The sequence below is a fragment of the Nocardioides sp. AX2bis genome, from assembly GCF_902506435.1.
GTDB lineage: Bacteria > Actinomycetota > Actinomycetes > Propionibacteriales > Nocardioidaceae > Nocardioides.
This window is the reverse complement of sequence record NZ_LR733215.1, coordinates 2,951,562-2,970,025: the sequence shown is the minus strand read 5'-3', so window position 1 is coordinate 2,970,025 and position 18,464 is coordinate 2,951,562. Positions and strand designations below refer to the sequence as shown.

The following is an 18,464-nucleotide window of genomic DNA, read 5'->3' as shown; positions in this document are numbered from 1 at the left end:
AGGCACCGCTGGGGGGACGGGGGATGATGGGGCGGTGACCGACGAGCCCCGTGCGCCCGAGCCGGCCCCCGACTCCTGGGTGCCGCCCGCGGGCCAGCCGCCCCCGCCGTACGCCGCCGCGGCCGTGCCGGGGCCGCAGCTGCCGCAGACGCCGCCGGTGGCGCCGCAGCCCTCCTGGGGGCCGGTGCCGCTCGCGCCGGTGGCCGGGCCCTCCTCGGACCGGCGGGCCGGCCGGGTCAGCGGCTGGGTGTGGCCGGCCGTCGTGGCGCTGGCCCTGGTGGTCGGCCTGGTCGGCGGCCTCGCCGGTGGCGTGATCTGGCAGCAGTGGGAGGACGACCGGACCACCGCCGCGGGTGGCGACCCCGACGGGCTGGCCGGCGTCGACACGACGTCCCTGCCGCCGCTGGCCGCGGACGACCGCTCGGTCGCGGCGGTGGCGCAGGAGATGCTGCCGCGCACCGTGCAGATCGCGGCCGCCCTCGGCGGCCAGGCCGGCGGCGCGACGGGGTCCGGCTTCCTGCTCGACCGACAGGGCCACGTCGTCACCAACAACCACGTGGTGGCCGACGCCGACGAGAACGACGGCCTGATCGAGGTCGTCGACGAGGAGGGACGCCGCTTCGACGCCGAGGTGGTCGGGCGGAGCCCGGTCTACGACCTCGCCGTCCTGAAGGTGCCCGGCATCGAGGGCCGCGACCCGGCCGCGCTCGGTCGGTCGCGGGCGCTGCGGGTCGGGGAGACCGTGGTGGCGATCGGCTCCCCGTTGGGCCTCAGCTCGACCGTCACCTCCGGGATCGTCAGCGCGCTCAGCCGCCCGGTCACGACCTCGCAGGGCGGCGACCCGGAGGACGACTCGTCGTTCATCGACGCGGTGCAGACCGACGCGGCCATCAACCCCGGCAACTCCGGCGGCCCGCTGGTCAACCTGCGCGGGCAGGTGGTCGGGGTCAACTCCGCGATCGCCACCGCCGGCAGCGGCCTGGGCGGGGGGTCCGGCAACATCGGGGTCGGCTTCGCGATCCCGGTCGAGCAGGTGCGGGTCACCGCCGACCAGATCCTGCGCGACGGCGAGGCGCAGTACCCCGTGATCGGCGCCGAGGTGCAGACCGGGGACGACACGACGAGCGGGGCCGAGGTCACCACCGTGCTGCCCGACAGCCCGGCGGAGGCGGCCGGTCTCCAGGACGGCGACCTCGTGGTCGGCCTCGACGGCGACCTCGTCACCGACGGCGTCGCGTTGATCGTGGCCCTGCGCACGCGGCAGCCCGGCGAGACCGTCGAGCTGACCGTGCGGCGCGACGGCGAGGAGCAGCAGGTCGAGGTCGTGCTCGCGGGGCAGACCGGCTGAGCCGTCCGGGCCGTCCGGGCCGTCCGGGCCGTCCGGACTAGCGCTCGGACTCCTCGAACGGGTGCTGGGCGACGAACTGCTCGGCGTCGCGGTACATCTGCGCGATGTAGCCCTCGAGCCGGTCCGCCTCGACCCGCCACTGGCCCCGTCCGCCGATCTTGATGGCGGGGAGGTCGCCCCGGCGGACGAGGGCGTAGACCTGCGCACTCGAGGTGTTCAGGATCTCGGCGACGTCGGCCAGGGTCAGGAAGCGGGGCGTGGCGGCCATGCACCCATGGTGGCACCCCGGCCGGTCGCGGCGCGGCCCCCCGCACCGACCTGTGGACGGGACAGGTGCCGACGGCGCCGGTCTCCAGCATGATGGGTCGGTGGTCCACGATGCAGACCCGTCTCCCGCGGCTCCCCAGCCTGCCCAGCGATCGCCCGCGTCCGGGTGGCGCGACCCCCGGTTGTGGGCGGGCGTGCTGCTGGTGGCGGCCTCCGGCGTCCTGGGCGCGCGGGTGCTGGGCGCGGCCGACGACACCGTCGAGGTCTGGGCCGTGGTCGCCGACCTCGGGGCGGGGGACGAGATCGGGGCCGACGACCTGGTCGCGACACCGGTGCTCCTCGGCCGTGCCGACGGGCTCGACCGCTACGTCGAGGTCACCGAGGAGCTCCCGGCCGACCTGACGCTGACCCGCGGCCTCGGCGCCGGGGAACTGGTGCCGCGCTCGGCCCTCGGCGACCCCACGGCGGCCGGCACGGTGCAGATCGCGGTCGCGGTCGACGACGTGCGGGTGCCCTCCAGCGTCGGGGCCGGCTCGGTGGTCGACGTCTACCTGCTCAGCGGTGGGGCGGCGACCGACGACGGCCCCCGGCTCGGGGACCGCGTGCTGGAGGACGTGACGGTGGTGGCGTCCTCGGCCGAGCAGGACTTCGCCACGGCCGGGCAGCGCAAGCTGGAGCTCGCGGTGCCCGCGGAGGAGGCCCCCTCGTTCTTCGCCCTCCTCGCCGGGAGCAGCGAGCCGGTGCTGAGCGTGGCCCGGCAGTCGTGATCGTCGTCCTCGTCGTGGCCGCCGGTGCGGCCTGGGAGTCGCCGGCGCTGCGCGTGCTCGGCGACGACCCCGGGATCGTGGTGCTGAAGCGGTGCGTCGACGTCGACGACCTCCTGGCCACGGCCACCGTCGGGCAGGCCGACGTGGCCGTCGTCGGCCTCGACGCACCCGGGCTCGACGGGCCGGCCGTCGACCACCTGCTGCACCACGACGTACGCCCGGTCGCCGTGGTCCCCGACGGTCCGGACGAGGCCGCCCGGCTCCGGGCGGGCCGCCTGGGCATCCGCACCGTGGTCGGCGCGAGCGACGTCGCGGGCCTCCCGGAAGCCGTGCTCGGGGCCGCCCACGACGACGACGGGCCGCCGACCGCGCGCACCGCGCCGCACGACCCGGACGCCGTGCCGCCGGGTGCGCCCGACGTGCCGCCGGGTCGTCCTGGTCGGGTCCTGGCGGTGTGGGGCCCGCCCGGGGCCCCGGGGCGCAGCACGGTCGCCGCCGGGGTGGCCGCCGAGCTGGCCCGCCGCGGGCGTCGGGTGCTGCTCGTCGACGCCGACACCCACGCCGCCAGCCAGGCCCAGCAGCTCGGGGTGCTGGACGAGGTCTCCGGCCTGCTCGCGGCCGCCCGTCTCGCCGGGACCGGCCACCTGGAGGACGAGGTCGTCTCGGTCCAGCGGGCGCTGGATGCTCGGCTGGCCGTGGTGACCGGACTGCCGCGCCCCGACCGCTGGCGCGAGGTCCGCGCCGGGGTGGTGGAGACGCTCCTGCGCGCCGCCCGCCGGCACGGGGACGTCGTCGTCGACACCGCGGCGCCGATCGAGGGCGACCCCGGTCCCGACCTCAGCGGCCGCGGCGGCCGCAACCAGGCCACCACCGAGGCGCTCGGCGCGGCCGACGAGGTGCTCGTCGTGGGGGCGGCCGACCCCGTCGGCCTGGCCCGGCTGGCCCGGGCGCTCGTCGAGCTGCGCGAGACGGTGGGCCCGGTCGGCGTCCGCGTGCTCGTCAACCGGATGCGCCCCGGCCTCGGCTGGTCCGAGAACGAGGTCGCGGCGATGGTGGCCGACTTCGGGAGGATCACCAGCCTGCACTTCCTGCCGCACGACCTCGCCGCCGTCGACCGCGCCCTGGTGGCCGGCCGCACCCTGGTCGAGGGCGGGGACTCCGCGCTGCTGCGGGCGCTCGCCGCCGTGGTCGACGCCGTCGAGCCCGGCAGCCTCACCCAGCACGGCGCCCAGCACGGCGCCCAGCACGTCGGCCAGCACGGCGACCGGCGGGCGTCACGGCGCGGTGCGCGTCGGGGCCGACGTAGCCGCTGACCTGCCGGTCAGCCGGCGAACAGCAACGACAGGCCGCCGGCGGTGAAGACCACCATCACCACCAGCAGCGCGAGCTGGCCGGTCAGCTGGTGGCGCCGCGGGAGCAGGCCGACGGCCCGCTCGTGCGAGGCCACCACCCCGACCACGTGGCCCACCACGACCGCGACCACCTTCAGCGTCGCCAGGAAGCCGGGGTGCTCGGAGAGCCAGTAGTTCACGCCCAGCCCGGCGGTGCCGAACCAGTCGGAGCCGTTCGACAACGGGTCGCTGGCCTGTGCCAGCGTGACCTGGCCGCGCTCGAACCAGTAGGTCGTGTAGTGGGCGACCATGTAGCCCGCGATGATCGGCACCACCGCGTGGGCGAAGGCGGCCGGCAGGTCACGGCGGGCCGTGCCGTCCTGGACCGGTGTCAGCACGCACGCCGCGGTGAAGAGCCCCGCGACCAGCAGGATCGTGCCGAGCATGGCCAGGTTCGCCACCAGCGTGGGGGAGTAGTCGCTGGTCTGCACCCAGCGCACCCAGAACGCCGCCTCGCGGAAGGAGTCGTACGCCGTGCTGCCCAGCAGCACCGCGACCACCGCGACCAGGCCGGGTCTGGCCACGGTCGTGTCGAGGTTGGCCAGCGGGGTGCGCAGCAGCAGGCCACGACGTCCCTCGGGACCCGGCTCGACCGCCCACGGGGACAGCTTGGCCAGCAGCGAGGAGTAGACCTCGAAGGGGTCGGCGCGCTCGAAGAACCTCGTGCCGAAGACGGCGCCACCGACGAGCATCACGCCGAGGTAGGCCGCCAGCCACAGCCGGACCGGGCCGAGCTCGGTGTTGAAGGGGTAGATCAGCTCGAACCAGACGAAGGCCAGCAGTCCCAGCGCCGCGGGCCAGTAGCCGAGCCGCTCGGGGTAGTCCGCGATCCCGTCCTCCGGGTCGCCGCCGGTGACCCGGGCGAGCAGCTCGACCAGGGTGCGGTGCGGGCTGATCGCCTTGAAGGCCGGCCCGAGCAGGAGGGAGGCCGGCACGATCCCCACCCACCACCAGACCAGGAAGATGCCGAACACGGGATTCGTCAGCAGGTCCTGGCCGAGGGTGGCGGCCATGACCAGGTAGACCAGGAACAGCAGGCCCAGCACCTTCAGGACGGCCTGGAACGGCCCGGACAGCACCACCCGGCCGAGCGCCGGGACCGCGAGCGCCGGCCGCCCGGCGTACCGGGGGCTGCGCCAGGCCACCGCGAGCACGGTGAACGAGACGACCAGGGCGGCCACGGAGCCGGTGACGGCCAGGGACAGCGAGATGGGCAGGTCCTTCTGGCCGCCGAGCCCGTGGGCCACGGGGACGGCGTCGGTCAGCGACAGCACCTCAGCGCACCTCCAGCTGCACCAGCAGCTGGTCGGGGTCGTGCAGCTCGACGTCGACCGTGCCCGGATCGGTCATCTCGAGGGCGAAGGTGGTGGTCCCCGGCTGGTACTCGATCTCGTCGCCCTGCCCGCCCTGAACATGGATCAGGCCGGCCGAGTCGGCCATCACGACCAGCTCGACCGTCCCGCCGGTCGGGACCTCGACCCGGTCCCCGGCCGGCCGGGCCCGGCCGTCCTCGATCATCACCTCGACCACGACGCCGTCGTCCGCGGCCGCGGCGCCGGGGCCGCGGCTGCAACCGGTGGTGCCCAGCAGCGCCAGGACCAGCGGGAGCGCCAGTGCCAGGGCGAGGGGCGGCAGGGGTGCCGGCAGGCGCCGCATCGATCGTCCTCTCGGGTCGGGGGGCCCGCGTCACCGCGGCGCCTCTGCCAGAATCCCATGAGCGCCAAGCCGGACGGCGAGGGGCGGACCAGGCACGGACGACGGGGGCGGGCACAGCATGGGTGGGCGAGGGTGAGCGAACGGCTGCGAGCACGGGACCTGGCGTTCCTGATGGGGGAGGACCTGGCGACCCCGCGGCACACCACGACCGTCGACATCCTCGACCCGGGCTCCTCCGGCTTCGACCACGACCGGTTCGTGGCCCTGGTGCGTGACCGGATCGCCTTCGTCCCGCGGTTCCGGCAGCGGGTCCAGGGCGTGCCCGGCGGCCTGGCGAACCCGGTCTGGGTCGACGACGTCGGCTTCGACCTCGGCTACCACGTGCGCCGCTCCGCCCTGCCGCGCCCCGGCAGCCGCGACCAGCTGCGCGAGCTGGTCGCCCGGATCGTCTCCCGACCGCTCGACCGCTCCCGCCCGCTGTGGGAGATCTACTTCGTGGAGGGCCTCGAGGGCGGTCAGGTCGCCGTCCTGCTGAAGTGCCACCAGGCCCTCGTCGACGGCATCGACACCGTCGACCTCGGTCAGGTCCTGCTCGACGGCCTGCCCGGCTCCACCGGTTCCGACCCGGCCGGCGGGGCCGACGACGTCGACCCGTGGCGTCCCCGTCGTCGCAGCCCGGTGGGGCTGCTGACCGAGGCCCTGCGCGACACCGTCACCGACCCGCAGACGCTGATCGGCACGGTGAGCAGCACCTCGGGCCGGGTCGCCCTGACCGCCGAGAGCGCCGGCCGGCGCGCCCGGGGGGTCGTCGGCGCGCTGACGGGTCGCCGTCCCGTCCGACCGACCGTGCTCGAGGGGCCGCTGTCGCAGCAGCGCCGCGTGGTCACCCTCGACACCCGGCTCTCCGACTACCGCCTCGTCCGCGACGCCCACGGCGGCACCGTCAACGACGTCATCCTGGCCGCGATCGCCGGCGGCCTGCGGGCCTGGCTGATGACGCGCGGCGAGGCGCTGCCCACGACCCGCCACGTCCGGGCCGTCGTCCCGGTCTCGGTGATCGACGAGGACCTCGAGGCGACCTCGCTGGGCAGCCAGATCTCGGTGCACGAGGTCGACCTCCCGGTGGGCGAGGTCAGCCCGGTGGTCCGGCTGCACCAGGTGTCGTACTCGTTCGCCGCCCACCACGCCACCGGCAAGAGCGTGGCCGCGGACCGCCTGGCCGGGATCGCCGGCTTCGCGCCCACCACCTTCCACGCCGTCGGCGCACGGGTGGCGGCCCAGGAGGTGCGCCGCGGCTTCGCGCTGTGCGTCACCAACGCTCCGGGCCCGCAGAGCCCGGTGTACGCCGCGGGCGCCCGCCTGGTGGCCTCCTACCCCGTCCCGCCGCTGCTGCCCGAGCAGCGCCTGGCCATCGCCGTCACGTCCTACGACGGCGGCGTCACCTACGGCATCACCGCCGACCGGGACGCGATCCCCGACGCGGACGTGCTCGGCAGCTGCGTCCTGGAGGCCCTCCAGGAGCTCGTCGACGCCTCGGGCGACGCACGGCCACGCGCGGCGCGCGGGCGGAGGGCCCGGACGCCCGGCACGACCAGCCCGACCGGCACGACCGAGCAGGAGGACTGAAGCGTGCGCGTCTGGATCCCCAGCACCCTGGCCGACCTCGCGGCGGCGCACGCCGCCGGCGAGGTGCCGCCCGGCGAGGGGCGGCTGACCGCGCCCGAGGACGAGGAGCAGGAGTACGCCGCGCTGATCGAGGCCGCGGACGCCTCCGCCGCGCTGCTCGAGGCGCGGGGCGAGGCCGGCGGGCGGCGCACCGTGCTGGTGGCCGAGCTCGGCGAGGGTGAGGACCCCGACGGCGCGGTGCCGATGCGGCGGGTGCAGGCGGTCCACGTCGACACCCGCGCGCACGCCGACGTCGACGACGACCTCGGTTGGTTCGCCACCCAGGAGGTCCCCTTCCTGCTGCGCGGCGAGCTCTGAGCCGCTTCGACAAGCGGTCGGCCCGGGTGACAGCATCGCGACCATGGACGCGACGACCCACCCGCCGGCCCCCGTCAACGAGCCCAACCTGACCTACGCACCGGGCTCGCCCGAGCGCGCCGGGCTCGAGGCCGCCCTGGTCGAGCTGGAGGGCACCGAGCACGACCTGTCGGCCGTCGTCGGCGGCGAGCGGCGGACAGGTGGCGGCCGCGAGATCCGCGTCGTGCAGCCGCACGACCACCAGCACCTGCTCGGCACCATCCGCAGCGCGAGCACCGCCGACGCCGAGGCCGCCGTGGCCGCGGCCGCCGACGCCGCCCCGGAGTGGCGGGCGATGTCGCTGGACGCCCGCTGCGCGGTGATCCTGAAGGCCGCCGACCTGCTCGCCGGGCCCTGGCGCCAGCGGATCAACGCCGCGACCATGCTCGGACAGTCCAAGACCGCCTTCCAGGCCGAGATCGACGCCGCCTGCGAGCTGATCGACTTCTGGCGCTTCAACGTCCACTTCGCGCGCCAGATCGTCGCCGACCAGCCGATCGCGAACAGCCCCGGCGTCTGGAACCGCAGCGACCACCGCCCCCTCGAGGGCTTCGTCTACGCGATCACGCCGTTCAACTTCACCGCGATCGCCGGCAACCTGCCCACGGCCCCGGCGCTGATGGGCAACACCGTGCTGTGGAAGCCCTCACCCACCCAGCAGCTGGCGGCGTCGCTGACCATGCAGCTGCTCGAGGAGGCCGGGATGCCGCCCGGCGTCATCAACATGCTGCCCGGTGACGGTCTCGACGTCTCCGAGGTCGCGCTGGCGCACCGGGACCTGGCCGGGATCCACTTCACCGGCTCCACCCCGACCTTCCAGCACCTGTGGCAGCAGGTCGGGGCGAACATCGCCGGCTACCGGTCGTACCCGCGCATCGTCGGCGAGACCGGCGGCAAGGACTTCATCGTCGCGCACCCCTCCGCCGACCCCGACGTGCTGCGGGTCGCGATGCTGCGCGGCGCCTTCGAGTTCCAGGGCCAGAAGTGCTCGGCGGCCTCCCGGGCCTACGTCCCCCGCTCGGTCTGGGCGCAGGTCAAGGACCGGCTGGTCGCCGACACCGAGGCGCTGTCCGTGGGCGACGTGACCGACCTGTCGCACTTCATGGGCGCCGTCATCGACGAGCGGGCCTTCGCCAAGCACCGCACCGCGCTCGAGCGTGCCCACGCCACCGACGGCCTCGACGTGGTCGCCGGTGGGACGACCGACGACTCGACCGGGTACTTCGTGCGGCCCACCCTCGTCGAGGGCTCGGACCCGACCGACGAGATGTTCACGACCGAGTACTTCGGGCCGATCCTGGCCGTGCACGTCTACGAGGACGCCGACTTCGAGCGGGTCGTGCGGGGCATGGAGTCCAGCGCCCCGTACGCCCTGACCGGCGCCGTGATCGCCCGCGACCGGCGCGCGATCGAGTGGGTGCAGCGCGAGCTGCGGTTCACGGCCGGCAACTTCTACGTCAACGACAAGCCGACCGGCGCCGTGGTCGGCCAGCAGCCGTTCGGCGGCGCCCGCGCCTCGGGCACCAACGACAAGGCCGGCGCCCCGTCGAACCTGATGCGCTGGACCTCGCCGCGGTCGATCAAGGAGACCTTCGTGGCGCCGACCGACCACCGCTACCCGCACATGGGCTGACCCACGACCTGGTCGTCCGACGGGCGGGGGCGCCGGGGCATGATGGGAGCACCATGACGGTCCTCCCGCTGCACCTCGGCAGCCTCCACCCGGTCGAGCAGGCGCTCACGCTCCTGCTCGCCTTCGGGCCGTTCCTGCTGCTCGGGGTCGTGATCGTCGTGCGACGACGCCAGGACGCCGCGGACGACGCCCCCGAGGGCGTCCGCGAGGGCGTGCCGCCCGAGCAGGCCCGGCCGGCCCAGCGGGACGGTCAGCGGGACAGGTAGTCCCGCCCGACGCGGTTCTCGGTCTTCAACGCCCTGAGCAGCATGTCGGCGACGAGGCCCTCGACCTTGCCGCCCACCAGCGGGATCGAGACCTTGATGTCCAGCGTGACGGTCTCGGTGGTCACGCCGCCGGACTCGCTCAGCCGCGCGGTGCCCTTCATCTCGCCCGGCTTGCCGGGGATGACCACGGTGACGGCGGCCTCGGAGGAGCTGGTCCAGTCCTCCTCCTGCACGATGTGGATCGAGTCGCCCACGATCTTCTTCGCGAACGACGGCAGGCTCGCGGCGCTCTGCTTCTGGTCGATGGTGACGACCTTGGGCCCGCTGCCGGGCGAGGTGACCGTGACGTCGTGCGAGAGCACGTGCTGGGCCTCGCAGACCTCCTCCCGGAAGGCCTTGTCGCCGAGCATCGCGGCGACGGCCTCCAGGGGCGCGTCGTAGGTCAGGTCGTGGGTGATCCGCTTCGTCATGGCGCACATCATGGACCAGCCGTCAGGGTCGGGGCATGCCTTAGGGTTCGTGGCGTGTCAACGGCGACGCACGAGCCCGACAAGGAACAGCTCCTCGACCAGGCGGTCGGGCTGGCGAGGCACGGCAAGGGCAGCGGGGGGCCGCCGCGCGAGCGGCTGGACGCGCTGCTGCGGGCCTACTACCGCCACGTCACCGCCGAGGACCTCGTCGACCGCGGTGACGCCGACCTCTACGGCGCCTTCGCCTCCCACCACCGCGCCGCGCTGCAGCGGCCGCAGGGCACCGCCGAGGTCCGGGTGTCGACCCCGACCCCGGGCGACCAGGGCTGGTCGGCGGCGGGCCACTCGGTGGTCGAGGTCGTCGTCGACGACATGCCCTTCCTGGTCGACTCGCTGACGATGGAGCTGTCCCGGCAGCTGCGCGAGGTGCACCTCGTGGTGCACCCGGTCTACGACGCGGTGCGCGACGTCACCGGTGCGCTGCAGGAGCTCGCCCCCGTCGAGGACGGCTCCGTCGGGGCCGCGCCCGGGGCGGTGCGCGAGTCGTGGATGCACGTCGAGATCGACCGGCTGCGCGACGACGACGACCCGGCCGAGATCGCCGAGCACGTGCAGCGGGTGCTGCGCGACGTGCGCGAGTCGGTCGAGGACTGGGACAAGATGAACGCCCGGATCCGGGCCATCGTCGACGAGCTCGACCAGGACCCGCCCGCCGGGCTCCCGGCCGAGGACGTCCGCTCGGCCCGCGAGCTGCTGGCCTGGCTGGGCGACGAGCACTTCACCTTCCTGGGCTACCGGGAGTACGACCTCGACACCGCCGAGATCGACGGCGTGGAGGAGGACGTGCTCCGCGCCCGTCCGGGCACCGGGCTCGGGGTGCTGCGCGACGACCCCGACGTGACCCGGGCGACGGGCCGGCTGCCCGGGGCGGTGCGCGAGCGCGCCCGCGAGCGGACCCTGCTGGTCCTGGCCAAGGCCAACTCCCGGGCCACCGTGCACCGCCCGGCCTACCTCGACTACGTCGGCGTCAAGACCTTCGACGCCGCCGGCGAGGTCACCGGGGAGCGGCGCTTCATCGGGCTGTTCTCGAGCGCGGCCTACACCGAGTCGCTGCTGCGGATCCCGTTGGTGCGGGAGAAGGCGGCCGCGGTGCTCGCACGCAGCGGCTTCGACCGGCGCAGCCACGCCGGCAAGGCCCTGATGGACACCCTCGAGACGTACCCGCGCGACGAGCTCTTCCACACCGACGTCGACGAGCTCGCCCCGTTGGTCGAGGCCGCGATGCACGCCCGGGAGCGGCGGGCGCTGCGGCTGTTCGTGCGCCGTGACACCTACGGGCGCTACGTCTCCGTGCTGGTCTACCTCCCGCGCGACCGCTACAACACCGCGGTGCGGCAGCGGTTCGCCGAGATCCTCCAGCAGCACCTGGGTGCCGACTCGGTGGAGTTCACGGTGCGGATCAACGAGTCGACCACCGCGCGGGTGCACTTCGTGGCGCACATGCCGGCGGGCGCGACGATCCCCGAGATCGAGACCGTCGAGCTGGAGCGGCGCCTGGGCGAGGCGTCGCGGTCCTGGCGCGACGACTTCGTCGCCGCCGTGCTGACCGAGTACGGCGAGGACGCCGGCTCGCGGCTCGGTCGTCGGTACGCCGACGCGTGGCCGGAGGCGTACAAGGAGGACTTCTCGCCGCGGACCGCCTCGCTCGACCTCGGCCGGCTCGAGGCCGTCGCGGGTGACGGCTCCGGCGACGGCGGGCGCGACCTGGTCCTGCACGAGCCGCTGGACGCCGGCCCGGGGGAGGCCCGGCTCAAGGTGTTCCGCGTGGGCGAGCCGCTGTCGCTGTCCCACGTGCTGCCGACGCTGTCCTCGATGGGCGTCGAGGTCGTCGACGAGCGGCCGTACGCGCTGATCGGCCTCGACCGCCCCTCGCACGTCTACGAGTTCGGCCTGCGCCACCGCGAGGCGCTGCCCGACGACGCGCGCCTGCTGTTCACCGACGCGGTGCGTGCTGTCTGGGACGGCGTGTGCGAGACCGACGGGTTCAACGCGCTGGTCCTCGCCGCCGGGCTCGGGTGGCGGCAGGTGGCGGTGCTGCGGGCCTACGCGAAGTACATGCGCCAGGGGCAGGCGCCCTTCGCGCTCGACTACATCGAGGAGGCGCTGCTCGCCGAGCCCGGGCTGGCGCGGCTGCTGGTCGCGCTGTTCGAGGCGCGCTTCGACCCCGCCCTCGGCGCGGCCGACGACCCCCGCCGCACCGCGCGCTGCGAGGACCTGGAGTCCCGGATCGAGGCCGCGCTGGAGGACGTCGCGAGCCTCGACCAGGACCGCATCCTGCGCTCCTACCTCGCCCACGTGCGGGCCACGCTGCGCACCAGCTGGTTCCAGACCGACGCCTCCGGCACCCCGTCCGGCGACGTCGTGCTCAAGCTGAGCCCGGCGGGACTGCCCGACCTGCCCGACCCGCGCCCGCTGTTCGAGATCTTCGTCTACTCCCCCCGGGTCGAGGGCGTGCACCTGCGCTTCGGGCCGGTGGCCCGGGGCGGCCTGCGCTGGTCGGACCGCCGCGACGACTTCCGCACCGAGGTGCTGGGCCTGGTGAAGGCCCAGATGGTCAAGAACACCGTGATCGTGCCGGTGGGTGCGAAGGGCGGGTTCTTCGCCAAGCAGCTGCCGGACCCGGCCGACCGCGAGGCCTGGCTGGCCGAGGGGCAGGCCTGCTACCGCACCTTCATCACCGGCCTGCTCAGCGTCACCGACGACCGCGTGGACGGCGCCACCGTCCCGCCGCGCGACGTGGTGCGCCACGACGAGGACGACTCCTACCTGGTGGTGGCCGCCGACAAGGGCACCGCGACCTTCTCCGACCTCGCCAACGAGATCGCGGTCGCCCGCGGGTTCTGGCTCGGGGACGCCTTCGCCAGCGGCGGGTCGGTCGGCTACGACCACAAGGCCATGGGGATCACCGCGCGCGGTGCCTGGGTCTCGGTCCAGCGGCACTTCCGCGAGCGGGGCATCGACTGCCAGAGCGAGGACTTCACCTGCGTCGGGATCGGCGACATGTCCGGCGACGTCTTCGGCAACGGGATGCTCTGCTCCGAGCACATCCGGCTGGTGGCCGCCTTCGACCACCGCCACGTCTTCCTCGACCCCGACCCCGACGCGGCGACCTCCTTCGCCGAGCGGCGGCGGCTCTTCGACCTGCCGCGGTCCAGCTGGGCCGACTACGACACCTCGCTGATCTCCGAGGGCGGTGGCGTCTGGTCCCGCGACCGCAAGTCGGTGCCGGTCAGCCCGCAGGTCCGGCGCGCGCTGGGCCTGGGTGACGGGGTCACCTCGCTGACCCCGGCCGCGCTGATCAGCGCGATCCTGGCCGCCCCGGTCGACCTGCTCTGGAACGGCGGCATCGGCACCTACGTCAAGGCCGCCGACGAGACCCACGCCGAGGTCGGCGACAAGGCCAACGACGCGATCCGCGTCGACGGTCGCGCGGTGCGCGCCCGCTGCGTCGGCGAGGGCGGGAACCTCGGGCTCACCCAGGCCGGTCGGGTCGAGTACGCCCTGCGCGGCGCGGGCGGCGAGGGCGGCCGGATCAACACCGACTTCATCGACAACTCCGCCGGCGTCGACACCTCCGACCACGAGGTCAACCTCAAGATCCTGCTGGACCGCGTGGTCGCCGACGGCGACCTGACCCAGAAGCAGCGCAACGCCACCCTGGCCTCGATGACCGACGAGGTCGCCGCGCTGGTGCTGCACGACAACGCCGAGCAGAACCTCGCCCTGGCCAACGCCGCGGCCCACGCGCCGTCGTTGCTCCACGTGCACGAGACCTGGATGAAGCGGCTGGAGGCCGCCGGCGCCCTGGACCGGCAGATCGAGGGCCTGCCGTCGCGGCGCGAGGTCCGGCGCCGCCTCGAGCGGCGGGAGGGCCTGACCACGCCCGAGCTGGCCGTACTGCTGGCCTGGACCAAGATCGTGCTGGCCCACGAGCTGCTCGCCTCCGACGTCCCGGACGACCCGTGGTTCGAGCAGGACCTGGTGGAGTACTTCCCGACCAGGATCCGCGACGAGCACCCCGCGGCGGTGCGCGCGCACCCGCTGCGCCGCGAGATCGTGGTGACCCGGGTGGTCAACGACCTCGTCGACGTCGCCGGGCTGACCTACTGGCCGCGCCTGGAGGCCGAGACCGGCGCCAGCGCCGCCGACCTCGTCCGCGCCAACTTCGTGGCGCGCGAGATCGTCGGGTCCCGGCCGCTGCGCGACGACGTGGCCGCGCTCGACAACCGGCTGGACGCGACGGTGCAGACCCGGATGCGGGTCGAGATGCGCACCCTGGTCGAGCGGGCCTCGCGGTGGCTGGTCAGCCGGCGCCACGAGCCGCTGGACACCACCGCGGTGGCGGCGACCTTCGCCGGCGTGGTGCCGCGGGTGATGGCCCGGCTGCCCGAGCTGCTCACCGGCGCGGAGCTGGCCGGGTTCGAACGTCGCCGCGGGGAGCTCGTCGACGCCGGGGTGGCCGAGGACCTCGCGGAGCGGGTCGCGGTGCTCGGGCCGGCGTACCAGCTGCTCGGCGTGGTGGCCACGGCCGAGAGCGAGGGGCTCGAGGCCGAGGACGTCGCCCGGGTGCACTTCACCCTCGGCGAGCGGCTCGGTCTGCCCGCGCTGGTCGGTCGGATCCTCGCCCTGCCGCGGCGCGACGAGTGGGAGACGATGGCGCGGGCCGCGCTGCGCGACGACCTGCACGCCGTGCACGACGAGCTCACCCTCTCCGTGCTGCGGGAGACCGCGGCCGGCGAGGGCGCGGCCGCCCGGATCGCGGCCTGGGAGGAGCACCGCCCGACCGCGGTCGAGCGGGCCACGGGCACGCTGCGCCGGATCTGCTCCGACGACCAGGCCGACCTGGCCCGGATGTCGGTGGCGCTGCGGACGGTGCGCAGCCTGCGGGCCTGAGGCGGCGACGGATTCGCGCGGTGTCGGTGGCCCCACCTAGGCTCAGGGTTGCCGATGTCAACCAGTTCCGCGGGGGTCGTCCCCGCCACCCAGCCGCCCGCCGGCGTCCACTCCCTGTGGCGCCTCCGCTCCTACCTGCGCCCGCACGCCACGACGCTGGCGGTGATGCTGACCGTCTCGCTGGTGGGCGTCGGCCTGGCCATCACGATCCCGCTGGTGACGCGCGCGATCATCGACGGCCCGGTCACCGACGGCGAGATCGGCATGCTGCTGCCGCTGGGCCTGCTGGCGATCGGGCTCGGCGTGCTCGAGGCCGCGCTGGTCTTCTGGCGCCGCTGGATCCAGTCCAGCGCCGTGCTCAGCATCGAGAGCGCGATGCGCCGCGACCTCTACGACCGCCTCCAGCAGCTGCCGATGTCCTTCCACACCCAGTGGCAGTCGGGCCAGCTCCTCTCTCGCGCGACCACCGACCTCGCCGCCCTGCGCCGGTTCAGCGGCTTCGGGATGATCTTCCTGGTCGTCAACGTGCTGCAGCTGGTGGCGACCACGGCCGTGCTGCTGGTCATGTACTGGCCCCTCGGCCTGGTCGTCGCCGCCGCGGCGGTGCCGATCGTGGTGCTCTCGATGCGCTTCGAGCGGACCTACGTCGTGATCTCGCGTCGCGTGCAGGACGAGCAGGGCGACCTGGCCACCCTGGCCGAGGAGGGCGCGGTCGGGGTCCGGGTGATCAAGTCCTTCGGCCGCAGCGAGCACGTCGCCCGGCAGTACGAGGCCTCGGCCGACCGGCTGCGCGCCACCAGCATGGAGAAGGTCCGGCTGGCCGCGAAGTTCTGGACCTTCCTGGAGGGGATCCCGAACCTCGCCGTGGTCGCCGTCCTGGGCCTCGGCGCCATCGGCGTCGGGTACGGACAGCTGACCCCGGGCGAGCTGGTCGCCTTCATCACGCTGCTCCTCTCGCTGGTGTGGCCGGTCGCCTCGCTCGGCGTCATCCTGGCCATGGCGCAGGAGGCGATGACCGCGGCCGCCCGGATCCTGGAGATCTTCGACACCCGTCCCGACATCGTCGGCGGGGACCGGGTGATCGCCGAGCCGCGCGGCCACCTGCGCCTCGAGAACGTCGACTTCGCGTTCCCCGACGCGCCCGACGAGCCGGTGCTGCGCGGGGTCGACCTCGACCTCGCACCGGGGGAGACCGTGGCGCTGGTCGGCGCCACCGGGTCGGGCAAGAGCGTGCTGACCGCCCTCGTCCCGCGCCTCTACGACGTCACCGGCGGGCGGGTCACCCTGGACGGCGTCGACGTCCGCGACCTGGAGCTGACCCACCTGCGGAGCCTGGTCGCGACCGCCTTCGAGGAGCCCACGCTGTTCTCGATGAGCGCCCGGGAGAACCTGACCCTCGGCCGCGCCGACGCCTCCGAGGCGGACATCGCCGACGCGCTCGAGATCGCCCAGGCCGGCTTCGTGCACGACCTGCCCTGGGGCCTCGACACCCGGATCGGCGAGCAGGGCATGGCGCTGTCCGGGGGGCAGCGCCAGCGGCTCGCCCTGGCCCGGGCCGTGCTGGCCCGGCCGGCGGTGCTCGTCCTCGACGACACGCTGTCCGCGCTCGACGTGCACACCGAGCAGCTGGTGGAGGAGGCGCTGCAGCGGGTGCTGGCCTCGACGACCGGTCTCGTGGTCGCGCACCGCGCCTCGACGGTGCTCCTCGCCGACCGGGTCGCCCTGCTCCAGGACGGCCGGATCACCCATGTCGGGGACCACCGCGAGCTGCTGGCGACGGTCCCGGCCTACCGCGAGCTGCTGGCCGCCGACGCCGAGCCGGTCCACCCCACCGAGCACGCCGGGGCCCGCGCATGAGCGGGTCGTCCGCCGACTGGCGGGGCGTGGCCGAGGTCGACGCCGAGGAGGCCGCCGAGCGCGGTCGCGGGATCAGCTTCACCGGCGGCGCCGGCGACCTGCTGCGCGAGCTGCTGGCGCCGTACAAGAAGGCGCTGTGGGTGCTGATCGGGATCGTCGTCGTCGAGAACGTCGGCCGGCTGGCGATCCCGTACCTGGTCAAGGTGGGCATCGACTCCGGCATCCCGCCGATCCAGGAGAGCGGGAACCTCGTCCCGCTGGCCGAGGTGGTCGGGCTGGTGCTGGCCTCCACGATCCTGCAGGCCGTGGCCCGCAACCTGTTCCTCGTCCGGTCCGGGACGATCGGGCAGGACATGCTCTACGAGCTGCGGCGGCGGGTGTTCCGGCACTTCCAGGCCCTCAGCCCCGCCTTCCACGACTCCTACACCTCCGGCCGGGTCATCTCCCGGCAGACCTCCGACGTCGACGCGATCTACGAGATGCTCGAGACCGGCTTCGACGGCCTGGTCACGGCCGCCTTCACGCTGGTCGGCACGGCCGGGCTGCTGCTGTTCCTCGACCTCGAGCTCGGCGCGGTGGCGCTGCTGTGCGGGCCGTTCCTGTTCCTGCTGACCAACTGGTTCCGCAAGGCCTCCGCGCGCAGCTACACCCGTACCCGCGAGAAGATCGCGCTGGTCATCGTGCACTTCGTGGAGTCGATGGGCGGGGTGAAGGCGGTCCAGGCGTTCCGCCGGGAGCCGCGCAACCAGGAGATCTTCGACGACGTCAACGACCAGTACCGCCGCGCCAGCCTGCACGCCTTCCGGCTGGTCGCGGTGTTCATGCCCGGCATCAAGCTGATCGGCAACCTCACGATCGGGATCACCCTGCTGTACGGCGGGTACCTCGCCTTCCAGGGCGAGGTCACCGTGGGCGTGCTGGCCGCCTTCCTGCTCTACCTGCGCCAGTTCTTCGAGCCGATGCAGGAGATCTCGCAGTTCTACAACACCTTCCAGTCGGCCTCGGCGGCCCTCGACAAGCTGGCCGGGGTGCTGCGTGAGGAGCCGGACGTGCCCGAGCCCGAGCGCCCGCACCCGCTGGGGGCGGCCCGGGGCGAGCTGCGCTTCGAGGACGTCCGCTTCGCCTACGTCGCCGACCGGCCGGTCCTGCCCGGCCTGGACCTCACCGTGCCGGCGGGCCAGACGCTGGCCCTGGTCGGCACCACCGGTGCCGGGAAGACCACCCTGGCCAAGCTCGCGACCCGCTTCTACGACCCCACCGGCGGCGCGGTCCTCCTCGACGGGCAGGACCTGCGCACCCTGACCTCCGACGACCTGCGCCGCGCGGTGGTGATGGTGACGCAGGAGAACTACCTGTTCTCCGGCACCGTCGCCGACAACATCCGCTTCGGCCGGCCGGACGCCTCGATGGAGGACGTCGTCGCCGCCACCACCGCGCTCGGCGCGCACGACTTCATCACCGCCCTGCCCCAGGGGTACGAGACCGACGTGGCCAACCGCGGTGGTCGTCTCAGCGCCGGCCAGCGCCAGCTCGTCGCCTTCGCCCGGGCGTTCCTGGCCGACCCCGCCGTGCTGATCCTGGACGAGGCCACCTCGTCGCTGGACGTGCCGTCGGAGCGGCTCGTGCAGCACGCGCTGCGCACCGTGCTCGCCGGTCGGACCGCGGTGATCATCGCGCACCGTCTCTCCACGGTGGAGATCGCCGACCGGGTGCTCGTGATGGAGCACGGTCGGGTCGTCGAGGACGGCACCCCGGCCGAGCTGGTGGCCACCGAGGGCGGGCGCTTCGCAGGCCTGCACGCGGCGTGGGAGGAGTCCCTGGCCTGAGGGCCGGG

General features: G+C 74.3%; 14 protein-coding genes. 10 read left to right on the top strand and 4 right to left on the bottom strand.

The annotated features are described in order from the left end of the window. The first annotated feature begins 34 nt into the window (after positions 1 to 34). Positions 35 to 1,348, top strand: a complete 1,314-nt coding sequence (locus tag GV155_RS14235) for a S1C family serine protease (protein WP_160008969.1) — start codon at positions 35 to 37, stop codon at positions 1,346 to 1,348. Positions 1,349 to 1,385: 37 nt separating this feature from the next. Here GV155_RS14235 and GV155_RS14230 read toward each other — a convergent pair whose 3' ends face one another. Continuing rightward, positions 1,386 to 1,616 carry a helix-turn-helix domain-containing protein gene (locus GV155_RS14230; protein ID WP_160008967.1) on the bottom strand — a complete coding sequence of 77 codons (231 nt, stop codon included), beginning with the start codon at positions 1,614 to 1,616 and terminating at the stop codon, positions 1,386 to 1,388. 100 nt (positions 1,617 to 1,716) lie between these two features. On the opposite strand from GV155_RS14230, the gene GV155_RS14225 reads away from it, so the two are divergent. Beyond that, a complete protein-coding gene (locus tag GV155_RS14225) occupies positions 1,717 to 2,382 on the top strand; it encodes a flagellar biosynthesis protein FlgA (protein ID WP_160008965.1) in 666 nt (221 codons plus the stop codon). After that, positions 2,379 to 3,695 carry an AAA family ATPase gene (locus tag GV155_RS14220; RefSeq protein ID WP_160008964.1) on the top strand — a complete coding sequence of 439 codons (1,317 nt, stop codon included), beginning with the start codon at positions 2,379 to 2,381 and terminating at the stop codon, positions 3,693 to 3,695. The genes GV155_RS14225 and GV155_RS14220 overlap by 4 nt, the downstream gene beginning before the upstream one ends. An 8-nt stretch (positions 3,696 to 3,703) precedes the next feature. Here the strand turns inward: GV155_RS14220 and GV155_RS14215 are convergent, their stop codons facing one another. Both GV155_RS14215 and GV155_RS14210 read right to left on the bottom strand, forming a co-directional pair. Continuing rightward, complete coding sequence (locus GV155_RS14215) at positions 3,704 to 5,047, bottom strand: hypothetical protein (RefSeq protein ID WP_160008962.1); 1,344 nt, start codon at positions 5,045 to 5,047, stop codon at positions 3,704 to 3,706. A gap of 1 nt (position 5,048) precedes the next feature. Continuing rightward, the gene (locus tag GV155_RS14210; RefSeq protein ID WP_160008960.1) at positions 5,049 to 5,429 is read right to left on the bottom strand and encodes a hypothetical protein; all 381 of its coding nucleotides are present in this window, start codon (positions 5,427 to 5,429) and stop codon (positions 5,049 to 5,051) included. A 132-nt stretch (positions 5,430 to 5,561) separates the two neighbouring features. Between GV155_RS14210 and GV155_RS14205 the strand changes: the two genes are divergently transcribed. The 4 genes from GV155_RS14205 to GV155_RS14190 are packed head-to-tail and all read left to right on the top strand — an operon-like array spanning position 5,562 to position 9,350. Continuing rightward, positions 5,562 to 7,055 carry a WS/DGAT/MGAT family O-acyltransferase gene (locus GV155_RS14205; protein WP_160008958.1) on the top strand — a complete coding sequence of 498 codons (1,494 nt, stop codon included), beginning with the start codon at positions 5,562 to 5,564 and terminating at the stop codon, positions 7,053 to 7,055. A gap of 3 nt (positions 7,056 to 7,058) precedes the next feature. Further along, positions 7,059 to 7,412 (top strand): DUF6912 family protein, encoded by a 354-nt coding sequence (locus GV155_RS14200; protein WP_160008956.1) that lies wholly within the window; start codon positions 7,059 to 7,061, stop codon positions 7,410 to 7,412. 43 nt (positions 7,413 to 7,455) lie between these two features. After that, complete coding sequence (pruA, locus tag GV155_RS14195; protein ID WP_160008954.1) at positions 7,456 to 9,084, top strand: L-glutamate gamma-semialdehyde dehydrogenase; 1,629 nt, start codon at positions 7,456 to 7,458, stop codon at positions 9,082 to 9,084. Positions 9,085 to 9,137: 53 nt separating this feature from the next. Then, positions 9,138 to 9,350 (top strand): hypothetical protein, encoded by a 213-nt coding sequence (locus tag GV155_RS14190; RefSeq protein WP_160008952.1) that lies wholly within the window; start codon positions 9,138 to 9,140, stop codon positions 9,348 to 9,350. Here GV155_RS14190 and GV155_RS14185 read toward each other — a convergent pair. Next, positions 9,335 to 9,820 carry a DUF2505 domain-containing protein gene (locus tag GV155_RS14185; RefSeq protein WP_160008950.1) on the bottom strand — a complete coding sequence of 162 codons (486 nt, stop codon included), beginning with the start codon at positions 9,818 to 9,820 and terminating at the stop codon, positions 9,335 to 9,337. The two genes, GV155_RS14190 and GV155_RS14185, sit on opposite strands and share 16 nt — an antisense overlap. Positions 9,821 to 9,874: 54 nt before the next feature. Between GV155_RS14185 and GV155_RS14180 the strand changes: the two genes are divergently transcribed. From GV155_RS14180 to GV155_RS14170, 3 genes are read left to right on the top strand one after another with little or no spacing between them, the layout of a single operon-like run. Beyond that, positions 9,875 to 14,773, top strand: coding sequence for an NAD-glutamate dehydrogenase (locus tag GV155_RS14180; protein WP_160008948.1), 4,899 nt, complete (start codon positions 9,875 to 9,877; stop codon positions 14,771 to 14,773). A 54-nt stretch (positions 14,774 to 14,827) separates the two neighbouring features. After that, entirely contained in the window at positions 14,828 to 16,630 is a 1,803-nt protein-coding gene (locus GV155_RS14175) for an ABC transporter ATP-binding protein (protein ID WP_160008946.1), read from the top strand. Continuing rightward, on the top strand, positions 16,627 to 18,456 hold the full coding sequence (locus tag GV155_RS14170; protein ID WP_160008944.1) for an ABC transporter ATP-binding protein: 1,830 nt from the start codon (positions 16,627 to 16,629) through the stop codon (positions 18,454 to 18,456). Before GV155_RS14175 ends, GV155_RS14170 begins: the two co-directional genes overlap by 4 nt. Positions 18,457 to 18,464: the final 8 nt, after the last annotated feature.